Here is a 23,887-nt window from a genome sequence, read left to right as displayed (position 1 = left end):
CGCCGGCCCTTCCAGGAGCGAACCGTGATCAGCTCATCGACCGTCGTCAACTCAGTGGTGGAAAAACTCCGCCAAGCCCTGGCCCGAGGCCAGTGGCGCTCCGGCGACATGCTGCCTGGCCAGCGCGAACTGGCCGAACAACTGGGCATCAGCCGCCCCAGCCTGCGCGAAGCCGTCACCGTGCTGGAAACCCTGGGCCTGGTGCGCGCGCTGCCCGGTAAAGGCGTGCTGGTGCTGGATGCCGATGCTGCCCTGCAGGAGCCGGGCATCGACACCAGCGCGTCGGCCAGCCTGGCCGATGTACTGGAGCTGCGCTACACCCTCGAGCCCTTCATCGTCGGCCTGGTCGCGCAATCGGCCAACAGCCACGACATCGGCCAATTGCGCCTGACGCTGATGGACATGCGCGAAGCGCTGGAGGCCGATGACAGCGAAGCCGGGGTCAAAGCCTACATCGCCTTGCATGAGGCGCTGTTCGCCCTGACCACCAACCCGATCTTCCAAAGCGTGGTGCAGCAGACCAGCAACGCCCTCAAGCAGAGCGCCGACATGCTGCGCAACTCGCCCGAACACCTGGCCGCACGGCTGAAGGAAAACGATGCCGTGGTGCGCGCCATCCGCGAACGCAACAGCGCCGAGGCCAGCGCCCAGATGCGCCAGCACATCCTTGCCGAAGGCCAGCGCATGGGCATCCAACTGAACATCCCGGACGAACACCCCCGCCCTTGACCCAGGAGAGCGACCATGACCGCCTGCGCCCACGCCGCCCCCCGCCTGCCTGCCTTGCTCGCCGCCGGCGAGACTCGCCTGTCGGCCGACCAGATCTACCCACGGCTGTTCGACGCAATCCTTGAACAGCGCTTGCCGCCGGGTGCACTGCTGCCCGAGCAGGCCCTGGGCCATGCCTTTGGTGTCAGCCGCACAGTGATACGCCGGGTGCTCGGCCGCCTGTCGGACCAACAGGTGGTGGTTCAGCGCCCCAGCCACACCGCGCACCTGGCCGCACCCGACCCCGACCAGGCGCGCCAGGTGCTCAGTGCCAGGCGCCTGGCCGAAACCACCTTGATCACCCTCGCCGCGCAACGCGCCCGGCCGGCGCAGATCCGCCAGCTGCGCCTGCTGGTCGAGCGGGAGCGCCAACACCACGAAAACGGTGAGCGCTGCGCGGCCATCCGCCTGGGCGGCGAGTTTCACCTGAAGCTCGCGCAGGTCGCCGCCAACGCCCCGCTGGCGCGGTTTCTCAACGGTTTGGTGCCGATGACCTCGCTGATCATCGCCCGCTATGAGTCGCCCTGCTGCGACCACTGTGCCTGGGAAGAACATGCGGCGATCATCGATGCGGTCGAGGCAGGTGATGCCCCCACAGCGCTGGCGCTGATGCACGAGCACCTCGACCGGCTGCAAGACAAGCTCGACCTGGGCTGAGTTTTTCGTCGTTATAGGAGCGGCCTTTCGCGACGCAAGGCCGCTCCTACAGGCAGCCTTCTCTCTATACTCGAGAAACCACCCCAGCCTCTACCCAGGGAGGCGGCCGCGTGAGCTCGCGTACCCCCTTACTGCTACTGTGCCTGATGCTGGCCCTCGGCGGCTGTGCGAGCAAGCGCCCGCCTGCCCCGCCCCCGCCCGCCTTGCTCACCCCCGCTGCCTGGCAGCGCATCGACCAGGACCTGATCGAGGCCTCGGTCGGTGCCGCCGGGTCGGCCAACGACTACGCCCGCCGCTCGATGCGGGTGTGGAAGGAGCAGGTGCAGCAACGCACCGAGAGCGACTTCATCCCCTGGTTCACCGGCTACTGGACCCAACAATGGCTGACCCTCAAGGTCGCCTGGTACAAGATCGACAGTGGCGAGGGCCGTGAGCCTGCAGAAAAACGCCTGGCGCTGTACCTGCAGGAGCAGTACCACGAACGGGTGATCGAGCCCGTGGCCGAGCAGATCAACCCCGAGGGTATTCGCGACCGGGCCTGTGAACTGTACGTGCAACTGTTCGGCCAGCAACTGCCTGGCATCATCGCCCGCTACAACGCACCGGCTGAGCAATTAAGCCAGCGCCTCAACCGGATACCCGCCATCGCCCTGGGCCCGCCCGCCGCGCGCAACGCCAGCCTCTACCAACTGCTGCGGGCCAAGTCGCTGGACCAGCAACCGGCCTGGCAAGCCATGCGCGAGCATTTGCACCAACAAGCCAGCAAAGGCCCGGGGCAGACCGACGTGGGCCTGTCGTCGGTGGCCACCCGCGCCAGCGAGAAGCTCGGCGCCACCCTGGCCCCACGCGGCATCGCCAGTGCCGTGGCTTCTGCGGTGGGCAAGGTGGCTGGGGCGATGATCTCGGTGGCGGCAACCGGGTACGGCATGATCACCCACGGACGTGAACAACCGCAGATGGTCGAACAGTTGCGGGTGATCCTCAACGTGGCGCTGAACCAGGAATGGCAGGAGTTGATGGAGAACCGCCAGAGCGGGGCGATGGCGGGGGTGTATTACCTGTCGGGGCAGGTCGAGGACAGTTTGCTGGCCAGTGCGCCGCGGCCGGTGGAGCAGCCGATAGCGCCGCAGGCGGAACAGCGGCAGGCGCCTTTGCTGATACGCCTGCCGCCTTAGGGGTTGCTTGTGCGGGCCTCTTGGCAGCACAAGGCTGCTCCTACAAGGGACGTTCAGCAACCTGTCAGGCAGTGGCCAGCGCCGAGGTGGGCAAGCCGAAGAGCCGGTCGAATGCCCAGTTGTAGGCAAAGGTGTAGCACGGCACCAGGATGATGAACGCCAGGTCCACCAGAAACGCCTCGACCAGGCTCATGTCCAGCCACCAGGCAATCAGCGGAATCAGGTACACCACCAACGTCAGTTGAAAACCGATGGCATGCGCCACGCGCCGGGCCACGCTGCGCCCGCGTTTGGCCTGGCGGGCCTCCCAGCGCTCGAACAGGGTGTTGTAAATCAAGTTCCAGAGCATCGCGATGGTGGTGATCATCACGGCCAATGGCCCGGTGTGGGAGGCCTGGGTGTCTGACAGATACGCCAGCCCGAGGGTGGACATGCACAACCCGATCAGTTCATAGAAAGTCACATAGACCAGTTTGCGTTTGAGCCCCTGCACCTGGGTTTACCTCCAAAGTCAAAAAAACGATGGGGCGAGCATGCTTCAATCTTCTTGACAGTAAAAGTCAGCAGCTGTCAGATCAACTGACAGGAGGCTGCCATGAACTTTTCCAGCGACAATATTCAGCTATTTCTCGCCGTGCTCGACCGCGGTTCGTTCTCCGCTGCCGCACGCGCCCTGCACCGGGTGCCGTCGGCCGTGAGCATGGCCATCGGCAACCTTGAGGCAGAGCTTGGCTACAGCCTGTTCGAACGCGGCCCGCGCGAAGTGCGGGCGACCGCCCAGGCCTTGGCCCTGGAACCCCACGCCAGGTTGATCGCCGAACAACTCGGGCTGCTGCAGGTGCATGCCCTGGAGTTGTCCCAGGGGCTTGAGAGCAGACTGACCATCGCGGTGGTCCCCGACGTCGACCATCGCCCGCTGTTAGGCGCCATCGCCCAGCTCGGTGAGCGCTACCCGCTGCTGGACATCGCGCTGCTCAGCGCCCCCCAGGAAGAAGCCCTGCACTTGCTCGACAGTGGCCGCGCCGACCTCTGCGTAGCCTTCGCCGGCCTGCAGGTCGATGCCCATCGCGGCTTCCAGTACATCGGCATGGAGTCGCTGGTGGCTACCCTGTCACCCACCCATCCGGCGCTGCTCGACGCACGCATTCACTACCTTGAAGACCTGATCAATGTGCGCCAGATCCTGGTGCGCAGCCGCGATCTGCCGCTGACCGACCCGCGCGCCCTGATCGGTGCCACGCACTGGTCCACCGACAGCTTCGACGTTGCCCTGCAGATGGTCGAGGCCGGCCTGGGCTGGGGTGACTTGCCGCTTTCGCGCATTGCACCGCTGTTGGCGGCCGGGCGGCTGGTGCGGCTGGATTTTCGCAATACCCGTAATGAACTGCAGTTGCCCGTGCACATCCTGTGGCGCAAGCAGCACCCGCTGCGCCAGGCGGCGCGGCTGTTGATCGAACAGCTGTGTAAACGCTGAATGCCGTTCGTCGAAACGGCCTAAAGAAATTTCGCTAAGTGTTTCAATTTTTTACCCCTCAAGCCGATAGCCAGACGACAGGGCGCAGCGCGTCATGAGTGCGCTATGCCCTCCCCCCTGATTGGCTCAAGGTCTCGAAACATGAACCTGAAATTTCGCCACAAGATCCTGCTCAGCGCGTGCGGCGTCGTGGTCCTGGCTTTTGCCCTGTTCACCCTCTACAACGACTACCTGCAACGCAACACCATTCGCCAGAATATCGAGTCCTCGGTGCAGCAATCCGGCGCACTGACCGCCAGCAGCGTGCAGAACTGGATGAGCGGGCGCATCCTGGTGCTGGAAAACCTGGCCCAGGACATCGGCCAGCAAGGCGCCGGTGATACCCTGAACGGCCTGGTCGAGCAACCGTCCTATACGCGTAATTTCCTGTTCACCTACTTGGGCCAGGCCAACGGTGCATTCACCCAGCGCCCAGACGCGCAGATGCCCGCCGGTTACGACCCCCGCCAACGCCCGTGGTACAGCACCGCGGCAAGCGCCGGGCAGACCGTTTTGACCGCACCTTACCAAGGCGCCGTCGGCGGCTTGATGGTCACCATTGCGACCCCCGTGAAGGGCAAAGGCAACGGTGAACTGATCGGTGTGGTCGGCGGCGACGTGACCCTCGACACCTTGGTCGAAATCATCAACTCGGTCGATTTCGGCGGCATCGGCCATGCCTTCCTTGCTGACAGCAATGGCCAGGTCATCGTCAGCCCGGACAAAGACCAGGTGATGAAAAACCTCAAGGACATCTACCCCGGCAGTGGCCTGCGCGTCGCCTCGGGCATGCAGGATGTCACCCTCAATGGCCAGGACCGCCTGATCTCCTTTGCCCCGGTCAACGGCCTGCCGTCGGCCCAGTGGTACATCGGCCTGTCGATCGACAAGGACAAGGCCTACGCCGCCCTTAGCCAATTCCGCACCTCGGCGATCATCGCCATGCTCATCGCCGTGGCCGCCATCGCCGGCCTGCTGGGCTTGTTGATCCCGGTGCTGATGCAACCGCTGACCACCATGGGCCGTGCCATGCGCGACATCGCTGAAGGTGAAGGTGACCTCACCCGCCGCCTGGCCGTGCAGAACAAGGACGAGTTCGGCGAACTGGCGATGTCGTTCAACCGGTTCGTTGAACGCATCCATGCCTCGATCAGTGAAGTGTCGTCGGCTACGCGCCTGGTGCATGACCTGTCGGAAAAGGTGGTCAACGCCTCCAACGCTTCGATCACCGGCTCCGAAGAACAGAGCATGCGCACCAACAGTGTGGCGGCAGCGATCAACGAGCTGGGCGCTGCCACCCAGGAGATCGCGCGCAACGCCGCCGACGCCTCGCAGCATGCCAGCGGCGCCAGCGAGCAGGCCCACGGTGGCCGCGAAGTGGTCGAGGAAGCGATCAGTGCCATGACCGCCCTGTCTCAGCGCATCAGCGAATCGTGCGCGCAGATTGAAACGCTCAACGCCAGCACCGACGAAATCGGCAAGATTCTCGATGTGATCAAAGGCATTTCCCAGCAAACCAACCTGCTGGCACTCAACGCCGCCATCGAAGCCGCGCGTGCCGGTGAAGCCGGCCGTGGCTTCGCCGTGGTCGCCGACGAGGTGCGCAACCTGGCGCACCGCACCCAGGAGTCGGCCGAAGAGATCCATCGCATGATCACCAGCCTGCAAGTGGGCTCGCGCGAGGCGGTGCACACCATGAACACCAGCCAGGTCTCCAGCGAACAGACCGTGCAAGTGGCCAACCAGGCCGGTGTGCGCCTGGCCAGCGTGACCCAGCGCATTGGCGAGATCGATGGCATGAACCAGTCGGTGGCCACTGCCACTGAAGAGCAGACTGCCGTGGTCGAGAGCCTCAACCTGGACATCACCCAGATCAACGCCCTCAACCAGCAAGGCGTCGAGAACTTGAACGAGACACTGCTGCACTGCGATCAGCTGGCCCAACAGGCTGGCCGATTGAAGCAGCTGGTGGGCAGCTTCAGAATCTAACTGTCACGTTCGCCAGCAAGCCCGCTCCCCCCTGTGGGAGCGGGCTTGCCCGCGAATGGGCTGCGCAGCAGCCCCCCCCTAAACCACCACCGCTTTTACCGCCTTACCCCGCCGCACCCAGGCCAGCAACACCGCCGCCATCAGCACAAAACCCAGGTAGCCAAACAGCGGATACACCTCGCCCACCAGGCTGATGAACCCCACCAGGCTACAGCCAAACGCCACCACCCCGGTCACCACCGAGCCCCAGCGAAACGTCGCCGTGCCCGCCGGCAACAGCCGCGAAAGGAACGAGAACATAGTGCCCACCGCCGTGTTCACGATCATGCCGAAAATGATCAGGCACATCACCAGCCCCAGCAGCGGCGACACCTCATTGGCAATCGACAGCATCGGCATCGGCAGATCGGCGACGCTGTCCAGGCGCGACAACAGCCCGGCGCTCATCACCAACATCAAGCCACCGAGCGCTGCACCGCCCAGCAACCCGCCCCACACCGCAGTCTTCTCGCCCTTGGCCGAGCCCCCCAGAATGGCCAGGATCGGCGCACCGGCAACGATGTTGTAGGACACATACAAGAACGCGCCCAACAGCCAATGACGGGTACCGGCCTGCTGCTGGCTCGCCAGGTGATCGAGGTCGGCAAAGCTCTGCTCGCGGGTGAACACTGCGTACAGTGCAATCGCCGACGCCACCAGGATCAACAACGGGGTGATCGCGCCGATGGCCAGGATCACCTTGCGCACGTCCAGGCACACGATGCCCACCACCACGACCGTCATCAGCACGCTGCCGGTCAACGCCGGGATGCCGAACTGCTGCTCCAGCAGTGCACCCCCACCGGCCAGCATGACCACGGTGACGGCGAACATGAAGAAGGTGATCAGCCAGTCGACGAACAGGCCCAGGTGACGGCCACAGATGGCCTGTATCACATCCTTGTGCGATGTGGCCCGCTGGCGGTTGCCCAAGCCCGCCAGGGCCATGCCGAGGAAGGTGAACAAGGCGGCACTGACCAGCGCGCCGACCAGCCCCCACACCCCGAAATCGACAAAGAACAACAACAGTTCCCGCCCCGAAGCAAAGCCCGCCCCCACGATCACGCCAACGAAGGCCCCGGCGATTTTCAGCTGCTCTTGCATGTGAACCTCTGGTTTTATTGTTGTTGTGCGTCACTGCGGCAAAGAACCCCTGTAGGAGCAGCCTTGTGCTGCGAAGAGGCCTTCAGCACCACAGCAATGCCATGGGCAATCCGGCCCCTTTCGCAGCACAAGGCGGCGCCTACAATTTCCTGCTGGATCAGTGAACGGTTACGCTTGGCCGATAAACGCCTGCACCTCGATCTCCACATCCACCCCCAGCGCCAACGCCGAGGCCACCGTCGAACGAACCGGCAAGGCGGCGCCGAAGAATTCCTTGTAAACCTCGTTGAAGCCGGCGAAGTGACTCATGTCCGACAGCCACACCGTGGCTTTCACCACTTGGTCGAAGCGTGCCCCGCACGCCTCCAGGCTCTCGGCGATGCGTTCGCAGGCCGCGCGGGTCTGGGTCTGGATGTCACCCCGTACCACTTCGCCGCCGGCACTCATCGGTACTTGGCCAGACAGAAACAGGAAGCCGCCGGCTTTTACGCCACGGGAAAACGGAAATGGCAGGCTGCTGGGAAAACGCTGGATATCATTGCTCATGGAAAGCTCCTTTCACGGTTGCTGGAAACGTGCCGGGGACAGGCGTTCAGGCGCCACCCCCTGGCTGACAAGGCTAGGGCACAGCGGCTGGCCGAGCAGCAGGTCTGCTGCCAGGCGCGAAGCGCCTGCGGCCGACTGGATGCCATAGCCACCTTGCGCCGCCAGCCAGAAAAACGCAGGCATGCGTGCATCAAAACCAATCACCAGGTCGCCATCGGCAACAAACGAGCGCAAACCGGCCCAACTGTGGCTTGGGCGGCGGATAGTCAGCGTGGTCATGGCTTCGATGTTGTAGATGCCCAACGCCACATCGAGCTCTTCGGGCGCGGCATCCTGGGGTTCGACCGGGTCGGCGTTGGCGGGCGAGCCGAGCAGTTGCCCGGCGTCGGGCTTGAAGTAGAAGCTCTCGTCGACGCCAATCACCGCTGGCCAGCGGGCGAAGTCCTGCTCGGCGGGGCCGGGGAAAGTAAACGCGCTGCGGCGGCACGGCTGCAGGCCGATGGGCGCCACGCCGCATTGCTCGGCGACGCGGTCGGCCCAGGCACCTGCCGCATTGACCAGATGATGAGCCTGGACACAGCTCCCATCGCTCAATTCCACCTGCCATACGCCATCGAGCAAGCGGGCCCTGGCCAATTCCGCGTTGCAGCGCAGTTCCCCCCCGGCAGCCCGATAGCCGCGCAAAAACCCTTGGTGCAGCGCGTGTACATCCAGGTCCATGGCGCCTGGCTCTAGCACCGCGCCGGCCACTACTTCAGGCCGCAGGCTCGGCACCAGCGCCAGCGCCGCGTCGCGGTCGAGCAGGCTGACTTCAGTGCCATTGGCCAGGTTCTGCGCATGGGTCTGTTCGAGCAGTTGCTGTTGTTCATGGCTGGCGACATAGAGGCAGCCGCGCGGCTCAAGCAAAGGGTGTTCGCAGAAGCCTGCGGGCGGCGCTTCGTAGAACGCCCGGCTGGCACGGGTCAGTGCCTGAATCTGCGGCGTGCCGTAGGCCTCCATGAACATGGCAGCCGAGCGCCCGGTCGAGTGATAGCCAGGCTGTGACTCGCGCTCGAGCAGCAGCACCCGTTGCTGGCCAGCGAGGCGATAACCCAGGGAGGCGCCGGCAATGCCTGCGCCGATGATCAGGGTGTCGTAGATCGGGGTCATGCACGCTCCTGCTTCGATAATTATCATTTATGAGAATTCTAATATATGAGAATTTAGAAATGCGCAAGGGTCCAAGGTAATATGCCCGACCAACGCCGTATGCCGAGTGCCCCGAATGCCCGATGACCGTCCCGATGCACTGCCCTTGCTAGACCGCGCCGCCGTCGGCAGGCGCCTGCGCCAGGTGCGCAAGGCGCGCCAGCTGACCCTCAAGCAATTGTCCGAAGCCAGCGGCGTGCCGGTGTCGACCTTGTCGAAAATGGAGCTTGCCCAGGTCTCGGTAAGTTACGAAAAACTGGCCGCCGCTGCCCGCGCGCTGAATGTCGATATCGCGCAGTTGTTCCGTGCCAGCGGCACGGCGGATACGCCGGTGCCGGTCACCGTGGTGGTGGATTCACTGGCCGCGGTCTCAGGCTACGCGACGGGTACCTACGACTACCACCCGATCGCCGGTGCATTCCCCGAGCGGCGCATGACACCCGCCTATGCCCGCATCATCGCCCGCGAACGCGGGCAGTTCGACGATTTTATCCGCCACCCGGGCCAAGAGTTCGCACTGGTGCTCAGCGGGCGTGTGCGCATCGAGTTCGAAACGGGTGAAGCCGTCAGCATCGGGCCGCAGGAGACGGCCTACTTCAATAGCCAGGTGGGGCATATTTACCTGTCGGAAAGCGAAGACGGCGGTGATGCGCAGGTGATGGTGGTCATGACGGACCGCTAAGCGGTGCCGTACAGGCAATACGTAGTTATAACCTAATAACGAACTAGTCTATTTGGCTATTAAAAATTCTATATGCTGGCTTCCATCCGATAACGGGCAAAGTTGGGCAGTCGAGTAGCGTATGGATGTAGGTTCTTTCGGTTTCACCCTTGCCGGGCTGGTCGTGGGTTTCATCGTCGGTATGACCGGCGTAGGTGGCGGCTCGCTGATGACCCCTATTCTTTTGTGGTTTGGCATCAACCCGGCCACTGCTGTCGGCACCGACCTGCTCTATGCCGCCATCACCAAGGCCAGTGGCGTCTGGGTGCATGCCCGCAACAAGAACATCGACTGGAAAATCACCGGCCTGCTGAGCCTGGGCAGCGTGCCCGCCGCCGCACTCACCCTGTGGTTCCTCAGCACCCTGCATACCGACACCTCGGCGCTCAACGCCATCATCAAGCAAGGCCTGGCCGTGGTGTTGATCCTCACCGCACTGGCCATTCTGTTCAAATCGCGCCTGCAGGCATTCGCCAGCCGTCATGCCGGTGACCACTATCACCTCAGTGACCGCAGCCTGAACACGCTGACCGTGCTCACCGGTGTCGTGCTGGGCGTCATGGTCACCCTGACCTCGATCGGCGCTGGCGCGCTGGGCACCGTGGCCTTGTTCCTGCTTTATCCATTCCTGGTGACCCGCCGCCTGGTCGGCACCGAAATCGCCCACGCGGTACCGCTGACGTTGGTCGCGGGCCTGGGCCACGCCGGCATGGGCAACATGGACTGGTCGCTGTTGGGTTACTTGCTGCTTGGTTCGCTGCCGGGTATCTACATGGGCAGCCACCTTACCGGGCGGATTTCCGACCGCGTGCTGCGCCCGTGCCTGGCCGCGATGCTGTTGCTGATCGGCTACAAACTGGCCTTCTGACCGCCACCGCTATCAACCCAGACGCAGACGCCACTGCCCGGCGAAGCTGAGTTCAAGGCGCGATAGCGGCAGCACATCAACGCGCTGATGGGCGCTCATCGGACACCCCAATAGCTGGACCAGTACGGCGCGGATGACCATGGGGTGAGTCACTGCCAGCCATTCACCCGGCGTGTCGAACGCCGCCAGCCAAACCGCTACGCGCTGGCACAGCTGGGCGAACGATTCGCCGCCATGCGGTGTGCTGTCGGGGTTTTCCAGCCATTCGGACAACGCCTGTGGATGAGCTACCTGCAACTGCTTGAGCGACAAGCCCTGCCAACACCCCAGGTCGCAATCCGCCAATGCAGGTTCGAGCCGTGCATGCGCTGATAAAAATGCCGCCGTCTCGCAGGCTCGCCGCTCCGGCGCAGTCAGCACCTGCACGGCAGGCCCAGCTGACACGGGCGGTTGCTCAAGCGCCAGGATGCCGTCCTCCGGCCGGGGCAGGCAGCCGGTCTTCTGCGCGTGGGTCAGGGCATGGCAAACGAGGGTCAGGCGAACGGCTTTCACCGGTGCTCTCTTCATGGCAGGCGGAAGCGCATGGTTTAGCATGCCGTCACTTTTTTTGCGCGACGAAATGCGCCTGGCCTGTGCGGGTCAAGCCAGCAGCAACATCACACCCCACACCGGCACTGCCGCCGACAAGCCGACGGCCAGCCGCGGCCAGTAGGGCAATAGCATCACCAGCAGCATCCCTGCCAGCGACAGCGCCCCGAACCACGCCACCGGCCCCATGGCCCAACCCCAGGCCTGGGCGCACAGCAGCAGGCTGACCAGCAGCGCCAGCCACCCTGCCCCTCGCAACCCCAGGCGTAGGCCACGTGGGCAGGGCCGATTCCAGACATGCTTGTAATGCCGCTCCAAGCCCTGGCACAACGCGAGCATCCCGACGTAGGCAAACAACACACCGCCTGTAACCCACATCATCATGCGCCCGCCTCCACGCTTCGCCCTGCCCTAGTCTTCTGCGGCGCCGACGCAGCCTGACGTACCCGCCAAGCCACCAGCCCCAGCAACACGCCCAACACCATCGCACACGCCACCACACCCAGGCGCATCGCGTCAGCCATGCCACCCAACGCGGCCAAGCCGATGCACAGCAGCGCCACCAACAGCAATTGCTCGACCCAGGCGCGCCGTGCCGGCCTCACCCCCGCGTGCAACAGCGCCAGCAGCCACGTGCCAAAGAACACGCGCACCTCCCAGCTTTCCCGTTGCACGAGTTCAACCGGCAACAAGCGGCTGGCCCACAGAAGGGCCACGCAGGCCAGTAACAACCCGCTGACGAAGCCGACATTGCACACTTCGGCCACCCGGTACCAGCGCCGCGCCGAAGGCTGCGCCGTGGCGCTGGCATATTTGCGCCCACGCTTGACGCAAAACAGCACCAGGCCACTGGCGATCATTACGCAACTGACCACCCCGCAAATGAAGTACAGCCAACGCATCGGGTAGCCGCCGAACTGGGCAAAGTGCAAACCGACCATCACCCGCTGGGTCAGCGGGGCCGCACGCCACTCAGGCACATCGCTAAGCAGCTCGCCGCTGACACCATCGAAGACCATCGCCTGGCCTTTGGCGAGGGCGATCCGGTTGCCCAGCTCGGGGCGGATTTCAATACGCGCGCCTGCGGTGTTGGGGTTGCGGATGTTCAAGCCGCCAATCGGCCCCAGCCGCACCTCGGCCTGAGCCAGCAACGGCGCCACATCAACCAGTTCGCCCGGCTGCCTGGCCAGTTGCCGTGGCTGCTCCAGGCGGGCATTGCCCTGCGCCTGGAAGTACGCGCGGCTGTCGCCTTCGAACAATGCATCGACCCCTGCCGGGATGTAGATGAGCATGAAGATCACCAACCCGGTGTAGGTGATCATCAGGTGGAACGGCAGCAACAGCACGGCGCTGGCATTGTGAAAGTCCAGCCATGAGCGCTGGCCCTTGTTGGGCCGGAAGGTGAAGAACTCCTTGAAGATCTTCTTGTGGATCACGATGCCCGTGACCAGTGCCGCCAGCATCACCAACGCCAGCGCACCGACCACGAAGATGCCCCAGTTGCGCGGCAAGTCGAGGGTGAAATGGAAGCGGAAAAAGAAGTTGCCGCCGACACTGTCACGCACCTCGATGGCCTCGCCGGAACGCGGGTCGAGCTGCACGCCACCGCCATGGCGACGTTCGCCGGTGGACACCCGCAACCCGGGCGAACGCTCGGTGGGCAGGCTGATGCCCCAGTTGCCGGCCTTCGGTTCGTGGGCTTGCAGATAGGCAACGGCCCGCCGCGCGGCGTCGGCCTGGGACACCTCGGTTGCCGGGACCTCCGGCTTCATCCAGTGATTGAGCTCCTTGTCGAACACCGCCAGGGTGCCGGTGACGAAGATGGCAAACAGCAGCCAGCCGAAAATCAGCCCGGCCCAGGTGTGCAACCAGGCCATCGATTGGGTGAAGGTATTCTTCATGCCAGCCACCTCAGTGCCTGCGGCCAGAAGCCGATCAGTGCCAGCGGTGCAGCAAGCACCAGCGGCGCCCAGGCACGCACGGCATCACGGCTGGCAAAGGCCCAGAGGATTGCGCCGGTGTAGAAGATGAAGGCTGGCAGGGTCGCGACAATGACCGCGTCGGCGGACGACAGCGGCAGCAACCGGGCCAGGCAGGCACTGGCGGCGTAGCTGAACGCGTAACCGCCCAGCAACGCCGCGGTGCTGCGGGAGAAGATCTGCAGCCAGGCGGGGGCTTGGATCATCGGAAGCTCCTCGAGTGTCTTGGGTGGGCTGCTGCGCAACCCGATCGCCCTGTAGGAGCAGCCTTGTGCTGCGAAGAGGCCGGTGATAGCTGCGAAGATTCGCGAGGCTTTCATCGACCGCTTCGCAGCACAAGGCTGCTCCTACAGGGGGATTGGGCCGCACCGCGGCCCTGGGATCAGAAGGTGATATTCAACGAAGCAAACACCGCCCGACCCGGCTGGTTGTAAGTGTTGGCGCCCGAGCTGCTGGCATTGCCACCTCGCAGGATCTGCTTATCGAACACGTTGTTCACCCCCACCCGCACGTCATAGTTGGTGTTGAACTTGTACCCTGTGCTCACGTCCACCAGGCCGTAGGCTTCGACATCCTGCTGCGCCTCCTGGTCGTAGCTTTCCTGGGTGCGGTAGTTGTAGGTCGGCGACTTCTGCTTGCCGAAGTAAGTGCCTGCCACCTGGAACGACAGTTTGTCGGTGGCGCGCCAGTCGAGGGTGGTATTGACCGTGTACTCCGGGATCACCGACAGCGGCTCGCCCGTCTCGCGGTTGTCATTGTCGAGCATCCAGGTCAGGTTGGTGTTCCAGTCCAGGGTCGGGCTCAGCTCGATGAAGAAGTTGCCCTCGATCCCTTCCACGCGCGCTTCGCCGGCGTTCTCCCACTGCGTCACGCGGCGGCCGCTGTTGATGGTGTAGAGCACATCGGTGTCGCCGATGATCTTGTTCTTGTAATCGTTGCGGAAGTAGGTCGCGCTGGTACGCCAGGTGCCACGGTCGTACAGCAGGCCGATCTCTTTGTTGACGCTGATTTCTGGCTTGAGGTCGGCGTTGCCCTGTAGGTAGCAACCACCCGAGTTGGTCTGCTGCACGCTGCAACCGTTACCACGGCTGTAGAGCAGGTAGTTGGGGTTGGACTGGTACAGGTTCGGCACCTTGTAGGCGCGGGCGATACCGCCCTTGACCGACAGCGCCTCGGTCAGCTTGTGCGACAGGTTAAGGCTGGGGCTGAAGTTGTCGCCGAAGGTCTCGTGGTGGTCAAAGCGCAGGCCTGGGGTGACGGTGGTGTCGCCGACAATGATGTTGTCTTCGACGAACAGCGCGTAGCTCTTGGCGGTCATCTTCGAGTTGCTGCGGTCGAAGCCGCTGATCGCGTCGTTGCCACCGCCACTGGGGTCAAAACTCTGCGGGCGGAACGAGCCCTGATCGTTGAGCGACTCGTACAGGTATTCGCCACCCAGGGTCAGTACATGCTCGGTGCTGCCCATGGCGAATGGCAGGTTAACTTCGCTGCTCAGACGAGTATTGCGCAGCCGCGACATGGCGGCGCCGCTGTCGTTGATCGCGCCTTCCGGGCCCCCGGCCAGGCCTTCGTTGAGGCGCCAGTTACGCACGTACTCGTAGGCCAGCGTGGTCTTGCTGGTGCCCCAGACGAAATCGCCCAGGTGGGTCAGGTCGTAGGTGTTGCGCTGCATCACGTTGGTCTCGTGGCCATACAGGCTGGAGATCAGATCGACATTGCTGCCGCCGTTGCTGTTCATGGTGTCGCCAGCATAGATGTTGCCTTGTCGGCTGTAGCCGGCGCTGGTTTCAAAGCGGTGCTCGTCGTTGAGTTTCCAGCTCAGCATCCCGTTGATGTCTTTGTTGCGCACGCCTTCGCGGCCGGCCGACAGCGCACTGTTGGCATGGCTGGCGTTGATGTCCAGGTCGTCGGCGTCGGTCTTGGCCAGGCCACCGTACAGGCGGAAACCCAAGCTTTCGGTAAGGCCGCCCCCCAAGTTGAAGTTGGTACGACGGCTGGCCCCCTCGGCGCTGTCTTCGGGTATCTGCGTGTACAGGCTGACGCTGCCTTTGAGCTCATCGGTCGGGCGCTTGGTGATGATGTTGACCACCCCGCCCATGGCGCCAGAGCCGTAACGCGCCGCCGCCGGGCCGCGCAGGATCTCGATGCGCTCGACCGCTTCGGCCGGCACCCAGTTGGTTTCGCCACGGGTATCGCGGTCGCCGTTCCAGCCATAGCGCACGGCATTGCGGGCGCTGGAGGGCTTACCGTCGATGAGGATCAAGGTGTTTTCCGGCCCCATGCCGCGCAGGTCGATCTGCCGGTTGTTGCCGCGCGCACCGCTGGCGCTGTTGCCGGTCAGGTTGACCCCCGGTTCGCGGCGGATCAGTTCGGACAGGTCATTGGCCGGGGGATGACGCTTGATGTCCTCTTCGGTGATGATCGACGAACCCAGCGCCTGCCGCGCTTCGCGCTCGGCGGTGACCAGGGTGTCCTGAATGACCAGCGCGCTTTGCGCAGCAGGCACCTCCAGCACTTCACCGGCGCGTTGCTCTTCAGCCTGGGCGGCAGTCGCGACCATGGCCGGCGAGGCCAACGCAACGAACGCCAGGGCCAGGCTGTTGGGTGAAGGTCTGGATTGCATCGGTACATCTCCTGCGATTCATGAGCGAAAAGGCACATCCCTGCCAGGAAGCCGGCGAGCCCTCGCCCACCGGCCTCGCAACTACAAAGTGGAGGCCAACAGGGGTGGTAAATATAGTGATTCTCAAATGAGTTTAAATCTTATTTACGAAACTTACATGTTTGTAACGGAACTTTGCTGAAACGCCCGTGCTTGCCCTACTCTGTGGCGGCTTCTTTGGCCCTTCGAGACCTTGTGTTCATGCTCCCAGCCGCGTTGATTTTCCTGTTCACCCTGACCCTGGTCATCTGGCAGCCCAAAGGCCTGGGCGTCGGCTGGAGCGCCACCTTGGGCGCCGTGCTCGCGCTGGTGTGCGGGGTGGTGTCGCTGCACGACATCCCCACGGTCTGGGCCATCATCTGGAACGCCACGGCGACGTTCATCGCCCTCATCATCATCAGCCTGCTGCTGGACGAAGCTGGCTTCTTCGAGTGGGCGGCGCTGCACGTGGCGCGATGGGCGGGAGGTGACGGGCGCCGCCTGTTCGCCTTCATGGTGCTGCTGGGCGCCGCTGTGTCGGCGCTGTTCGCCAATGACGGCGCGGCGTTGATCCTTACCCCCATCGTCATGTCGATGCTGCTGGCGCTGCGCTTCTCGCCAGCCGCCACCCTGGCCTTCGTCATGGGTGCGGGCTTTATCGCCGACACCGCCAGCCTGCCATTGGTGGTGTCGAACTTGGTGAACATTGTCTCGGCAGACTACTTCGGCCTGGGTTTCAACGCCTATGCCTCGGTCATGGTGCCGGTGAACCTGGTGGCCGTGGCAGCCACCTTGCTGGTGCTGAGGGTGTACTTTGGCCGCGACATCCCGCTGCGCTATGCCACCGATGAGCTCAAGCTTCCAGCCATGGCCATCCGCGACCGCGCAACGTTTCGTGTCGGTTGGGTGGTGCTGCTGGCGCTGCTGGCCAGCCTGTTCGTGCTCGAGCCGTTGGGTATCCCGGTCAGTGCCGTGGCCGCGGCCTGCGCGGCCGTACTGTTCGCCGTCGCTGCCCGTGGTCACGTGATTTCCACACGCCGCGTGCTGCGCGAAGCACCATGGCAGATCGTGGTGTTTTCGCTGGGGATGTACCTGGTGGTCTACGGGTTGCGCAATGCCGGCCTGACCGACTCGCTGGGCAGCGTGCTGAACTGGCTGGCCGGCCATGGGGTGTGGGCGGCTTCGCTCGGTACCGGGCTGATTGCCGCGCTGTTGTCGTCGTTGATGAACAACCTGCCCAGCGTGCTGATCGGTGCGCTGTCGATCCATGCCAGCGAGGCCCAAGGCGTGGTGCGCGAAGCGATGATCTACGCCAACGTCATTGGCTGTGATCTGGGGCCGAAGATCACCCCGATTGGCAGCCTGGCCACGCTGCTGTGGCTGCATGTGCTGGCGCGCAAAGGGGTCAGCATCGGCTGGGGGTATTACTTCAAGGTCGGGGTGTTGCTGACGGTGCCGGTGTTGCTGGTGACATTGGCGGCTTTGGCGGTGCGGTTGAGTATTTGATAGTGCCTGGACTGCTTCATTAGCAACCACCTGATGCAACCTTGCGCTTCGTCATCTAGCCCAACTCTAGCAAAATCCCTACGTCAAGGACGTAGGGATACAGTATGCTAACAATCATTGAAGCCCCACTTTTTTCAAGACAATGGCCCGATTATTGGTCCATAGAAGAACACGGGGCATTCATGTCCTACCTTGCGAATGACCCTGATGCCGGAACGGTTATTCCCGGCTCAGGGGGATGCCGCAAGGTACGCTGGTGCTTGGACGGCAAAGGCAAACGAGGAGCGGTCCGGGTGATCTACACAGCCCAGCTCACCAACGGTACGTTGGTTGCACTGCTGATTTACTGTAAAAGCGCCACCGAGAATATCCCCGCGCACGTACTGCGCAAGATTGCAAAGGAGCTCACCCATGCCCCTGACTGAAAAAGACCTGATGTTGCGCGATGCCACTCGCAATATCGGTGAAGAATTACTGGAGTCCATCCGGGATGTGAAGGCGGGCCGCTACGGCGCTGTGCACCAGGTGGAGGTGACCGAGGCAGCCGAAGCCCGAAGCAGAACGGGGCTTTCACAGCTCAAATTCGCAGAGCTGCTAGGCGTTTCGGTGCGTACCCTCCAAGAGTGGGAACAAGGCCGCCGCACCCCTTCTGGTGCAGCTCGTTCATTGTTACATATCGCAGCTTCTCGCCCAGACGTGTTCCGCGAGGTTCTGCAGGATCGGTAAATCGGGCTGGACTCAGCTGGGTTTCCGACGATGGGCTGCAATGCAGCCCTCGTCAGACTCAGCGATTAACCCGCCATAACCCGGCCATCTGCGTCGTGAAGCCTGCGCTCATCAACTCGCGCCGCATTGCCCATTCTGCTGCCGCCGGTACCGCTGCACTGCGCAGCGTGCCCCTACCCCAACGTGCGTTGACACCGTCAATCACACCCATTACCCGCTCCGCCTGCACCGTCTGCGACGGGGCAAACAAGTCGCCGGTGAATTGCCCACGCTGGCACAGCTCCAGCAACAACACTTCTGCCTTGCTGTAGCGAAAGCCCTGCCGATAGATACGCCCCACCGCCTCCAGGGCCATGCGTGTGAGCAGCCGCACGTCATCTGTCGGATACGGCAACTGCACCACCACGCCGTTGGCGTACTTGGCCTCGTCCGGGTTGAACATACCGGTACGGATGCTGACGCGCATCTTGCTCGCCAGGGAGCGCTGGCTACGCAACTTCTCCGAGGCGCGCATCACGTAGGTGGCCACGGCTTCCTTGATGGGTGCCAGCTCGGTCAGGCGCTTGCCGAACATGCGGCTGCAACAGATTTCCTGGCGTGGCGGGTCGATGTCCTGCAGTTGCAGGCACGGCGTGCCCGCCAGTTCGCGCGCGGTCTTTTCCACCACCACGCTGAAGGTCTTGCGCAGCAGGCCTGGATCGGCGCGTGACAAGTCCCAGGCGGAGCGGATTCCCAAGCCCTGCAGGTGCGCGGTGAGGCGTTTGCCGATGCCCCAGACCTCGGACACGTCGCACTTTTTCAACACCCACTCACCCTGCGACACGATGCGCAGGTCGACCACCCCACCGCTGTGAACGGCCCAGCGTTTGGCCGCATGGTTGGCCAGCTTGGCCAGGGTCTTGGTACCCCCGATGCCGACGCCGACGGGGATGCCGGTGTGCTTGAGCACCCGCTCGCGGATGCAGCGGCCCAGGTAGTCGAGGTCTCCGGGTACGCCGGTCAGGTCGGCGAAGGCTTCGTCGATGGAATACACCTCCAGTGCCGGGACCATGCCTTCGATTACCGCCATCACCCGCTGGCTCATGTCACCGTACAACGCATAGTTGGATGAAAAAGCCACCACGCCATGGCGGCGCAACAGGTCCTTCATCTGGTAATACGGCTGGCCCATCTTCACCCACTGCTTGGCCTCGGCACTGCGGGCGATGATGCACCCATCGTTGTTGCTGAGCACGACGATGGGCGTGCGCAGCAGATCGGGGCGGAACACGCGCTCGCAGCTGGCGTAGAAACTGTTGCAGTCGATCAGGGCATAAACGGGCTGTGGGTTCATCTGGAAGGCTTACGTTGACTGTATATTTATACAGTACACCCTATAAGCGCACTATCGCCTCCTCCATTCATCCGATTTGCATCCTGCGCGCTGGCTCCTACAGTTCTGAACGTAGCAACCCCCGCGAGACGGCCAATGCGCACCACCGAAAAAACCGGCCATACGATTGCCGCCAATGGCCTGCCAAAGATCCCGCGCAGTGTTTGGGCGCTGGGCTTCGTGTCGATGTTCATGGACATTTCCTCGGAGATGATCCACGCCCTGCTGCCGCTTTACATGGTGACCGTGCTCGGCACCTCGGTGGTGGCGGTCGGCTTTATCGAAGGCATCGCCGAGGCGACCGCATCGATCACCAAGGTGTTTTCCGGCGCACTGAGCGACCGGCTGGGCAAGCGCAAGCTGCTCACGGTCGTGGGCTACGGCCTGGGCGCGCTGACCAAACCCGTATTCCCCTTGGCCTCGGGCCTGGACTGGTTGATCGCGGCACGCTTTGTCGACCGTATCGGCAAGGGCATCCGCGGGGCACCGCGGGATGCGTTGGTGGCCGACGTGACGCCGCCCGAATTGCGCGGCGCCGCCTTCGGCCTGCGCCAGGCACTGGACACTGTCGGCGCCTTCCTTGGGCCGTTGCTGGCGATCTTGCTGATGTGGCTCACGGCCAGTCATTTCCAGACGGTGTTCTGGGTGGCGGTGATCCCTGCGTTTGTGGCGGTCGGCACGCTTGTGGTGTTCGTGCACGAGCCCGAGGCCACGGCCACGTCGCGACCGGTGCGTTCGCCACTGGCCCTGCACCAACTGAGGCGGCTTGGCGCCGGCTACTGGCGACTGATCGCATTGGCCATGGTGTTTACCTTGGCACGCTTCAGTGAGGCCTTTTTGTTGCTGCGCGCCCAGGACATGGGCCTGGCCGCGTTATGGGCACCGGCGGTTCTGGTGGTAATGGCCTTGGCCTATTCGCTGTCGGCCTACCCCGCCGGAGTGCTGTCGGACAGGCTTGGCCGCCGTGGTGTACTGATGGCAGGGCTGGGGCTGCTGCTGCTGGCTGACGTGATGCTGGCATTGTGGCCCGGTTGGGCCGGGCTGGCGCTGGGGGTAGTGGCCTGGGGGCTGCACCTGGGTTTCACCCAAGGCGTCTTTGCCGCGCTGATCGCCGACAGCGCCCCGGCCAACCTGCGCGGTACCGCGTTCGGCCTGTTCCACCTGCTGACCGGCATTGCACTGCTGGTCGCCAGCGTGGTGGCCGGGCTGATGTGGGATGGGGTCGGGTTCCAGGCCACCTTTCTGCTGGGCGCAGTGTTCGCTGGGATTACCCTGACTGGGGTTGGCTTGCTGCGCTGAACGGCCGCTATTTCGGATCGTGGCTGCGCACGCTGAAGGTCACTACACCCCAGATCGTCAACTCATCGCCTTCGAGGATGTAACGTGGGGGGTAACGCGGATTCTCCGAGCGCAGCACCACCTGCCCACCCACCTTATGCAGCCGCTTGCACAGCGGTTCGCCATTGACCGCTGCGATCACGATCTGGCCATGCCGCGCCTCGAGGGAGCGGTCGACCAGCACCAGGTCGCCGTCGAAGATCCCGGCGCCCTGCATGCTGTCGCCGTCTATCCTGACCAAATACATATGCGGGGCACGCAGGTTGAACAGTTCATCGAGCGAGATGGGCTGCTCCATGTGATCCGCCGCCGGCGACGGAAAGCCAGCCGGGATGCGGAACAGATAACGCGAAACAGCACCGCTACCGCAGGTGATGGGACCCAGGATGGAAGTCATGGCACGGCCTTGAATTTAACTGTATATAGATACAGTATCGTTCTACCGAGCATCAGGTCAATTTCGGCGTAGGACATTTCGACAAGTGGGGTACATGTCATGTGTGGACGCTTCGCCCAATATCAAGGCCTGGCCGATTACCTGCGTGAACTGAACGCCGAACAGGACGTAATCAGCGGCTATGACAACCTGCCGATCGGTCGCTACAACGTCGCCCCCGGCAGCCGGGTGCTGATCCTGCACCGTGCCGAGGACGGGCTGTGCGTCGACCCCTGCCACTGGGGCTGGGCACCGTTCTGGGCCACCGGCAAACGCCCCGCCCCGATCAACGCCCGGGTAGAGACGGTTACCACCGGCAAGTTTTTCAAAGCCCTGTGGCCGCAGGGGCGGGCGTTGGTGATGGCGGATGGTTGGTACGAATGGGTGGCCGACCCACATGACGCCAAACGCAAGCAGCCGTACTACATCCGCCTGAAAAGCCAGGCACCGATGTTCATGGCCGCGTTGGCCGAAGTGCACACGGGGATGGCGCCTAACGAAGGCGATGGCTTCGTGATCATCACCGCCGCCAGTGACGAGGGCATGGTCGACATCCATGACCGCCGGCCTCTGGTGCTTGAGCCGGCGGATGCGCGCATATGGATTGACGCTGACGTACCCGCCGAGGAAGCCGAGCGCCTGGCACGAGAGCGGTGCCTGCCGGTCGAGGCGTTCGAGTGGTTCCCGGTGAGCAAGGCTGTCGGGAATGTGCGCAACGACGGGGCCGAGTTGATCGTGATGCAGGATGCCGAGCATCAACCCTGACGCTGCGCTGTCATTACCCTCCTAGCCCTCCGCTAAACCGGAACGTGCGCCGGTTGCTGCTCCATGACCGACCAGCCCCCATGCCCATCCACCTCGAGTCGATGTGTGTGGAACGCCGCCAACGTACTGCGGTGGCCAACACTCACCAACAGGGCCTGCGGCATCTCGCTGCGCAAAAGCCCATACAACGTATGCTCCAGCCCTTCGTCCATGGCCGAGGTGGACTCGTCGAGAAACACTACTTGGGGCTGGTTGAACAGCACCCGGGCAAACGCCAAGCGCTGTTGCTCACCCACCGAGAGGATGTGCGACCAGTCGCAACTGACGTCCAGGCGTTCGACAAGGTGGGCCAGGTTGACCTGGCGCAGGGCTTGCTGCATGCGCACTTCATGCTCGGGTGCGCTGGCCGATGGATAGGCGATAACGGTGCTTAGGTCGCCTAGTGGCAGGTACGGGCGCTGAGACAGGAACAGCGCCTGGTGCCCCACGGGGCGCCTGACCTCACCCTCAGCGTAAGGCCAGAGCCCAGCCAGTGCACGCAACAAGGTGGTTTTACCACTCCCTGAAGGCCCTTTGATCAACAGCGCCTGGCCAGCGCGCAGGCTCAGATCAAGGTCGGCAATAAGGGGATGGCCATCGGGGCGCAGTACCTGCAAACCGGCAATGTCCAGGGCATGCGGCTGTTGCTCGGTAGTGACGCGCGGCAGCGAACTGGCCTGTTCATTGGCATCGAGAAAGCCCGTCAAACGATCGAGGGTGGCGCGGTACTGGGCAAATGCGTCGTAGGATTCGCGGAAGAAGGACAACGAATCCTGCACCTGGCCAAAGGCCTGGGAGGTCTGCATTACGTCGCCAAGCTTGATAGCGCCACTGAAGAAACGCGGCGCCTGAAGGATGAAGGGGAACACCACGGCAACCTGGCTGATACCCAGGTTGAAGCCGCTGAACTTCAAGTTTCGGAAGACCAATGCCCAAGCGTTGACAATCAATGCGCCAAAGCGACCCAACAATGTGCCCCGCTCTACCTGTGCGCCTTGATAGAAGGCGATGTTCTCGGCATTTTCACGCAGGCGCATCAGCGCGTAACGGAAGTTAGCGGTGAGTTTCTCGTTGAGGAAGTTCAGACGAATCAACGGGCGTCCAAGGCGAAAGGCAATCCAAGTGGCGACGATCACGTACAGGTACACAGCAAAGACCATCGCCCGTGGGATCTCGACCCCCGCCACTGCCAGCGGTGCCGACAAGCCCCAGAGGATGCCCGTGAATGCCACCAACGACACCAGCGCACTGACTGCGCCGAGGGCAAGCGACACGGAGTTGGTGACGAAAGCATTGACGTCCAGCTCGATACGCTGGTCGGGGTTGTCTACGGGCTCGGCGAGGAACTGGCCGCGGTAGTAAGCATCGCCGTGCATCCAGTCGCGCGTCAGGCGCTTAGTGAGCCAGACTCGCCAGTGAATGCTGAAGGCCTGGGTCACGTAGAACGTGAACAGCGAGCGCAGCACGTGGATGGTGGCGAGCACCGCAAATACGCCTAGCAGGTACCAGAAGGCGCTCTGATCAAGGCCTTGCAGGGCGCTGTAGAAACCGTTGTACCAGAACGAAAACAGCACGTTCAGGCGCACCGAGAACAGCGTCATCACCAATAACAGGGCAAACACCAACAGCGGCCGCCAGCTGCGCCTGAAGCTGAAATACGACCCGGCGAGCTGCCAGAATTGGCTGCCCCAGCGTGTAAAGCGCACTGCCAGTGTCGCCGCTGCGGTGAAGCAGACCAGGGTGATGAACGAGGCGATTGCCAGCCAGCTCAGGCTCTCTTGCAGGGCCTGGTGCCAGTTCATTTCCATGATGGGTATCCATGCTGAGTATTTCCGCGAGGGTAGCATTACCTCAGGTTTTATCAGGCATGGATGACGCATGTTTCATCATCACGGCCAGTGTTGACGGCCGGAAAAGACAAAACCCCTA

General features: G+C 63.2%; 24 protein-coding genes. 12 read left to right on the top strand and 12 right to left on the bottom strand.

Annotated features, from left to right (window positions below):
- Positions 1 to 24 precede the first annotated feature (24 nt).
- From MFF34_RS04540 to MFF34_RS04530, 3 genes are all read left to right on the top strand, one after another.
- Positions 25 to 729, top strand: a complete 705-nt coding sequence (locus MFF34_RS04540) for a FadR/GntR family transcriptional regulator (protein WP_099453459.1) — start codon at positions 25 to 27, stop codon at positions 727 to 729.
- A 15-nt stretch (positions 730 to 744) separates the two neighbouring features.
- Positions 745 to 1,425, top strand: coding sequence for a GntR family transcriptional regulator (locus MFF34_RS04535; protein ID WP_238210558.1), 681 nt, complete (start codon positions 745 to 747; stop codon positions 1,423 to 1,425).
- A 110-nt stretch (positions 1,426 to 1,535) separates the two neighbouring features.
- The gene (locus MFF34_RS04530) at positions 1,536 to 2,600 is read left to right on the top strand and encodes a hypothetical protein (RefSeq protein ID WP_238210556.1); all 1,065 of its coding nucleotides are present in this window, start codon (positions 1,536 to 1,538) and stop codon (positions 2,598 to 2,600) included.
- A 64-nt stretch (positions 2,601 to 2,664) separates the two neighbouring features.
- Here MFF34_RS04530 and MFF34_RS04525 read toward each other — a convergent pair whose 3' ends face one another.
- Positions 2,665 to 3,093, bottom strand: a complete 429-nt coding sequence (locus MFF34_RS04525) for a PACE efflux transporter (RefSeq protein WP_027593972.1) — start codon at positions 3,091 to 3,093, stop codon at positions 2,665 to 2,667.
- Positions 3,094 to 3,195: 102 nt separating this feature from the next.
- On the opposite strand from MFF34_RS04525, the gene MFF34_RS04520 reads away from it, so the two are divergent.
- Complete coding sequence (locus tag MFF34_RS04520; protein ID WP_238210554.1) at positions 3,196 to 4,074, top strand: LysR family transcriptional regulator; 879 nt, start codon at positions 3,196 to 3,198, stop codon at positions 4,072 to 4,074.
- Between the two features lie 141 nt (positions 4,075 to 4,215).
- On the top strand, positions 4,216 to 6,102 hold the full coding sequence (gene mcpA, locus MFF34_RS04515; protein ID WP_027593974.1) for a methyl-accepting chemotaxis protein McpA: 1,887 nt from the start codon (positions 4,216 to 4,218) through the stop codon (positions 6,100 to 6,102).
- Between the two features lie 78 nt (positions 6,103 to 6,180).
- On the opposite strand, the gene MFF34_RS04510 is transcribed toward mcpA, so the two are convergent.
- The 3 genes from MFF34_RS04510 to MFF34_RS04500 form a co-directional block, all read right to left on the bottom strand.
- Positions 6,181 to 7,245, bottom strand: a complete 1,065-nt coding sequence (locus MFF34_RS04510) for a hypothetical protein (RefSeq protein ID WP_238210552.1) — start codon at positions 7,243 to 7,245, stop codon at positions 6,181 to 6,183.
- Positions 7,246 to 7,413: 168 nt separating this feature from the next.
- Positions 7,414 to 7,791 carry a RidA family protein gene (locus tag MFF34_RS04505; protein WP_027593976.1) on the bottom strand — a complete coding sequence of 126 codons (378 nt, stop codon included), beginning with the start codon at positions 7,789 to 7,791 and terminating at the stop codon, positions 7,414 to 7,416.
- A 12-nt stretch (positions 7,792 to 7,803) separates the two neighbouring features.
- Entirely contained in the window at positions 7,804 to 8,940 is a 1,137-nt protein-coding gene (locus MFF34_RS04500; protein WP_238210550.1) for an FAD-binding oxidoreductase, read from the bottom strand.
- A 115-nt stretch (positions 8,941 to 9,055) separates the two neighbouring features.
- On the opposite strand from MFF34_RS04500, the gene MFF34_RS04495 reads away from it, so the two are divergent.
- The gene (locus MFF34_RS04495) at positions 9,056 to 9,661 is read left to right on the top strand and encodes a helix-turn-helix domain-containing protein (protein WP_238210548.1); all 606 of its coding nucleotides are present in this window, start codon (positions 9,056 to 9,058) and stop codon (positions 9,659 to 9,661) included.
- A gap of 121 nt (positions 9,662 to 9,782) precedes the next feature.
- Entirely contained in the window at positions 9,783 to 10,568 is a 786-nt protein-coding gene (locus MFF34_RS04490) for a sulfite exporter TauE/SafE family protein (RefSeq protein ID WP_027593979.1), read from the top strand.
- A gap of 12 nt (positions 10,569 to 10,580) precedes the next feature.
- Here the strand turns inward: MFF34_RS04490 and MFF34_RS04485 are convergent, their stop codons facing one another.
- From MFF34_RS04485 to MFF34_RS04465, 5 genes are all read right to left on the bottom strand, one after another.
- Positions 10,581 to 11,120 (bottom strand): histidine phosphatase family protein, encoded by a 540-nt coding sequence (locus tag MFF34_RS04485; RefSeq protein WP_238210545.1) that lies wholly within the window; start codon positions 11,118 to 11,120, stop codon positions 10,581 to 10,583.
- An 87-nt stretch (positions 11,121 to 11,207) separates the two neighbouring features.
- Positions 11,208 to 11,540, bottom strand: coding sequence for a DUF3325 domain-containing protein (locus tag MFF34_RS04480; RefSeq protein WP_238210544.1), 333 nt, complete (start codon positions 11,538 to 11,540; stop codon positions 11,208 to 11,210).
- Positions 11,537 to 13,057, bottom strand: coding sequence for a PepSY domain-containing protein (locus MFF34_RS04475; RefSeq protein WP_238210542.1), 1,521 nt, complete (start codon positions 13,055 to 13,057; stop codon positions 11,537 to 11,539). Before MFF34_RS04475 ends, MFF34_RS04480 begins: the two co-directional genes overlap by 4 nt.
- The gene (locus MFF34_RS04470; RefSeq protein ID WP_027593983.1) at positions 13,054 to 13,341 is read right to left on the bottom strand and encodes a hypothetical protein; all 288 of its coding nucleotides are present in this window, start codon (positions 13,339 to 13,341) and stop codon (positions 13,054 to 13,056) included. Before MFF34_RS04470 ends, MFF34_RS04475 begins: the two co-directional genes overlap by 4 nt.
- A 176-nt stretch (positions 13,342 to 13,517) precedes the next feature.
- Positions 13,518 to 15,758 carry a TonB-dependent siderophore receptor gene (locus MFF34_RS04465; protein WP_238210540.1) on the bottom strand — a complete coding sequence of 747 codons (2,241 nt, stop codon included), beginning with the start codon at positions 15,756 to 15,758 and terminating at the stop codon, positions 13,518 to 13,520.
- 240 nt (positions 15,759 to 15,998) lie between these two features.
- Here MFF34_RS04465 and MFF34_RS04460 point away from each other — a divergent pair, with 240 nt between their 5' ends.
- The 3 genes from MFF34_RS04460 to MFF34_RS04450 all read left to right on the top strand — a co-directional run bounded on the left by MFF34_RS04460 (position 15,999) and on the right by MFF34_RS04450 (position 18,008).
- Positions 15,999 to 17,282, top strand: a complete 1,284-nt coding sequence (locus MFF34_RS04460; RefSeq protein ID WP_238210789.1) for an arsenic transporter — start codon at positions 15,999 to 16,001, stop codon at positions 17,280 to 17,282.
- Between the two features lie 104 nt (positions 17,283 to 17,386).
- Positions 17,387 to 17,707, top strand: coding sequence for a transcriptional regulator (locus tag MFF34_RS04455; protein ID WP_099429957.1), 321 nt, complete (start codon positions 17,387 to 17,389; stop codon positions 17,705 to 17,707).
- On the top strand, positions 17,694 to 18,008 hold the full coding sequence (locus MFF34_RS04450; protein WP_238210538.1) for a DNA-binding transcriptional regulator: 315 nt from the start codon (positions 17,694 to 17,696) through the stop codon (positions 18,006 to 18,008). Before MFF34_RS04455 ends, MFF34_RS04450 begins: the two co-directional genes overlap by 14 nt.
- Positions 18,009 to 18,066: 58 nt before the next feature.
- On the opposite strand, the gene umuC is transcribed toward MFF34_RS04450, so the two are convergent.
- Positions 18,067 to 19,341, bottom strand: a complete 1,275-nt coding sequence (gene umuC / locus MFF34_RS04445; RefSeq protein WP_238210536.1) for a Y-family DNA polymerase — start codon at positions 19,339 to 19,341, stop codon at positions 18,067 to 18,069.
- A gap of 135 nt (positions 19,342 to 19,476) precedes the next feature.
- Here umuC and MFF34_RS04440 point away from each other — a divergent pair, with 135 nt between their 5' ends.
- On the top strand, positions 19,477 to 20,679 hold the full coding sequence (locus MFF34_RS04440) for an MFS transporter (RefSeq protein ID WP_238210534.1): 1,203 nt from the start codon (positions 19,477 to 19,479) through the stop codon (positions 20,677 to 20,679).
- Between the two features lie 7 nt (positions 20,680 to 20,686).
- Here MFF34_RS04440 and MFF34_RS04435 read toward each other — a convergent pair whose 3' ends face one another.
- The gene (locus MFF34_RS04435; protein WP_027593988.1) at positions 20,687 to 21,115 is read right to left on the bottom strand and encodes a LexA family transcriptional regulator; all 429 of its coding nucleotides are present in this window, start codon (positions 21,113 to 21,115) and stop codon (positions 20,687 to 20,689) included.
- Positions 21,116 to 21,214: 99 nt separating this feature from the next.
- Here MFF34_RS04435 and MFF34_RS04430 point away from each other — a divergent pair, with 99 nt between their 5' ends.
- Positions 21,215 to 21,919: an SOS response-associated peptidase family protein gene (locus MFF34_RS04430; protein WP_238210532.1), complete on the top strand. Its 705-nt coding sequence runs from the start codon at positions 21,215 to 21,217 to the stop codon at positions 21,917 to 21,919.
- Between the two features lie 32 nt (positions 21,920 to 21,951).
- On the opposite strand, the gene MFF34_RS04425 is transcribed toward MFF34_RS04430, so the two are convergent.
- The gene (locus MFF34_RS04425; RefSeq protein ID WP_238210524.1) at positions 21,952 to 23,766 is read right to left on the bottom strand and encodes an ABC transporter ATP-binding protein/permease; all 1,815 of its coding nucleotides are present in this window, start codon (positions 23,764 to 23,766) and stop codon (positions 21,952 to 21,954) included.
- Positions 23,767 to 23,887 lie beyond the last annotated feature (121 nt).

It is taken from the genome of Pseudomonas sp. PAGU 2196 (assembly GCF_022179005.1).
Taxonomy (GTDB): Bacteria; Pseudomonadota; Gammaproteobacteria; order Pseudomonadales; family Pseudomonadaceae; genus Aquipseudomonas; species Aquipseudomonas kermanshahensis.
Note: the sequence above shows the minus strand (reverse complement) of the source record. Positions and strands in the feature narration are given on the sequence as shown.

What these genes read in the sequence shown, in the direction of transcription:
- MFF34_RS04435 (WP_027593988.1), bottom strand. Translation starts at nt 21,115, where the DNA reads ATGACTTCCATCCTGGGTCCCATCACCTGCGGTAGCGGTGCTGTTTCG.
- MFF34_RS04460 (WP_238210789.1), top strand. Translation starts at nt 15,999, where the DNA reads ATGCTCCCAGCCGCGTTGATTTTCCTGTTCACCCTGACCCTGGTCATC.
- MFF34_RS04510 (WP_238210552.1), bottom strand. Translation starts at nt 7,245, where the DNA reads ATGCAAGAGCAGCTGAAAATCGCCGGGGCCTTCGTTGGCGTGATCGTG.
- mcpA (WP_027593974.1), top strand. Translation starts at nt 4,216, where the DNA reads ATGAACCTGAAATTTCGCCACAAGATCCTGCTCAGCGCGTGCGGCGTC.
- MFF34_RS04430 (WP_238210532.1), top strand. Translation starts at nt 21,215, where the DNA reads ATGTGTGGACGCTTCGCCCAATATCAAGGCCTGGCCGATTACCTGCGT.
- MFF34_RS04440 (WP_238210534.1), top strand. Translation starts at nt 19,477, where the DNA reads ATGCGCACCACCGAAAAAACCGGCCATACGATTGCCGCCAATGGCCTG.
- MFF34_RS04505 (WP_027593976.1), bottom strand. Translation starts at nt 7,791, where the DNA reads ATGAGCAATGATATCCAGCGTTTTCCCAGCAGCCTGCCATTTCCGTTT.
- MFF34_RS04470 (WP_027593983.1), bottom strand. Translation starts at nt 13,341, where the DNA reads ATGATCCAAGCCCCCGCCTGGCTGCAGATCTTCTCCCGCAGCACCGCG.
- MFF34_RS04535 (WP_238210558.1), top strand. Translation starts at nt 745, where the DNA reads ATGACCGCCTGCGCCCACGCCGCCCCCCGCCTGCCTGCCTTGCTCGCC.
- MFF34_RS04500 (WP_238210550.1), bottom strand. Translation starts at nt 8,940, where the DNA reads ATGACCCCGATCTACGACACCCTGATCATCGGCGCAGGCATTGCCGGC.
- MFF34_RS04495 (WP_238210548.1), top strand. Translation starts at nt 9,056, where the DNA reads ATGCCCGATGACCGTCCCGATGCACTGCCCTTGCTAGACCGCGCCGCC.
- umuC (WP_238210536.1), bottom strand. Translation starts at nt 19,341, where the DNA reads ATGAACCCACAGCCCGTTTATGCCCTGATCGACTGCAACAGTTTCTAC.
- MFF34_RS04480 (WP_238210544.1), bottom strand. Translation starts at nt 11,540, where the DNA reads ATGATGATGTGGGTTACAGGCGGTGTGTTGTTTGCCTACGTCGGGATG.
- MFF34_RS04520 (WP_238210554.1), top strand. Translation starts at nt 3,196, where the DNA reads ATGAACTTTTCCAGCGACAATATTCAGCTATTTCTCGCCGTGCTCGAC.
- MFF34_RS04465 (WP_238210540.1), bottom strand. Translation starts at nt 15,758, where the DNA reads ATGCAATCCAGACCTTCACCCAACAGCCTGGCCCTGGCGTTCGTTGCG.
- MFF34_RS04450 (WP_238210538.1), top strand. Translation starts at nt 17,694, where the DNA reads ATGCCCCTGACTGAAAAAGACCTGATGTTGCGCGATGCCACTCGCAAT.
- MFF34_RS04475 (WP_238210542.1), bottom strand. Translation starts at nt 13,057, where the DNA reads ATGAAGAATACCTTCACCCAATCGATGGCCTGGTTGCACACCTGGGCC.
- MFF34_RS04425 (WP_238210524.1), bottom strand. Translation starts at nt 23,766, where the DNA reads ATGGAAATGAACTGGCACCAGGCCCTGCAAGAGAGCCTGAGCTGGCTG.
- MFF34_RS04455 (WP_099429957.1), top strand. Translation starts at nt 17,387, where the DNA reads ATGCTAACAATCATTGAAGCCCCACTTTTTTCAAGACAATGGCCCGAT.
- MFF34_RS04490 (WP_027593979.1), top strand. Translation starts at nt 9,783, where the DNA reads ATGGATGTAGGTTCTTTCGGTTTCACCCTTGCCGGGCTGGTCGTGGGT.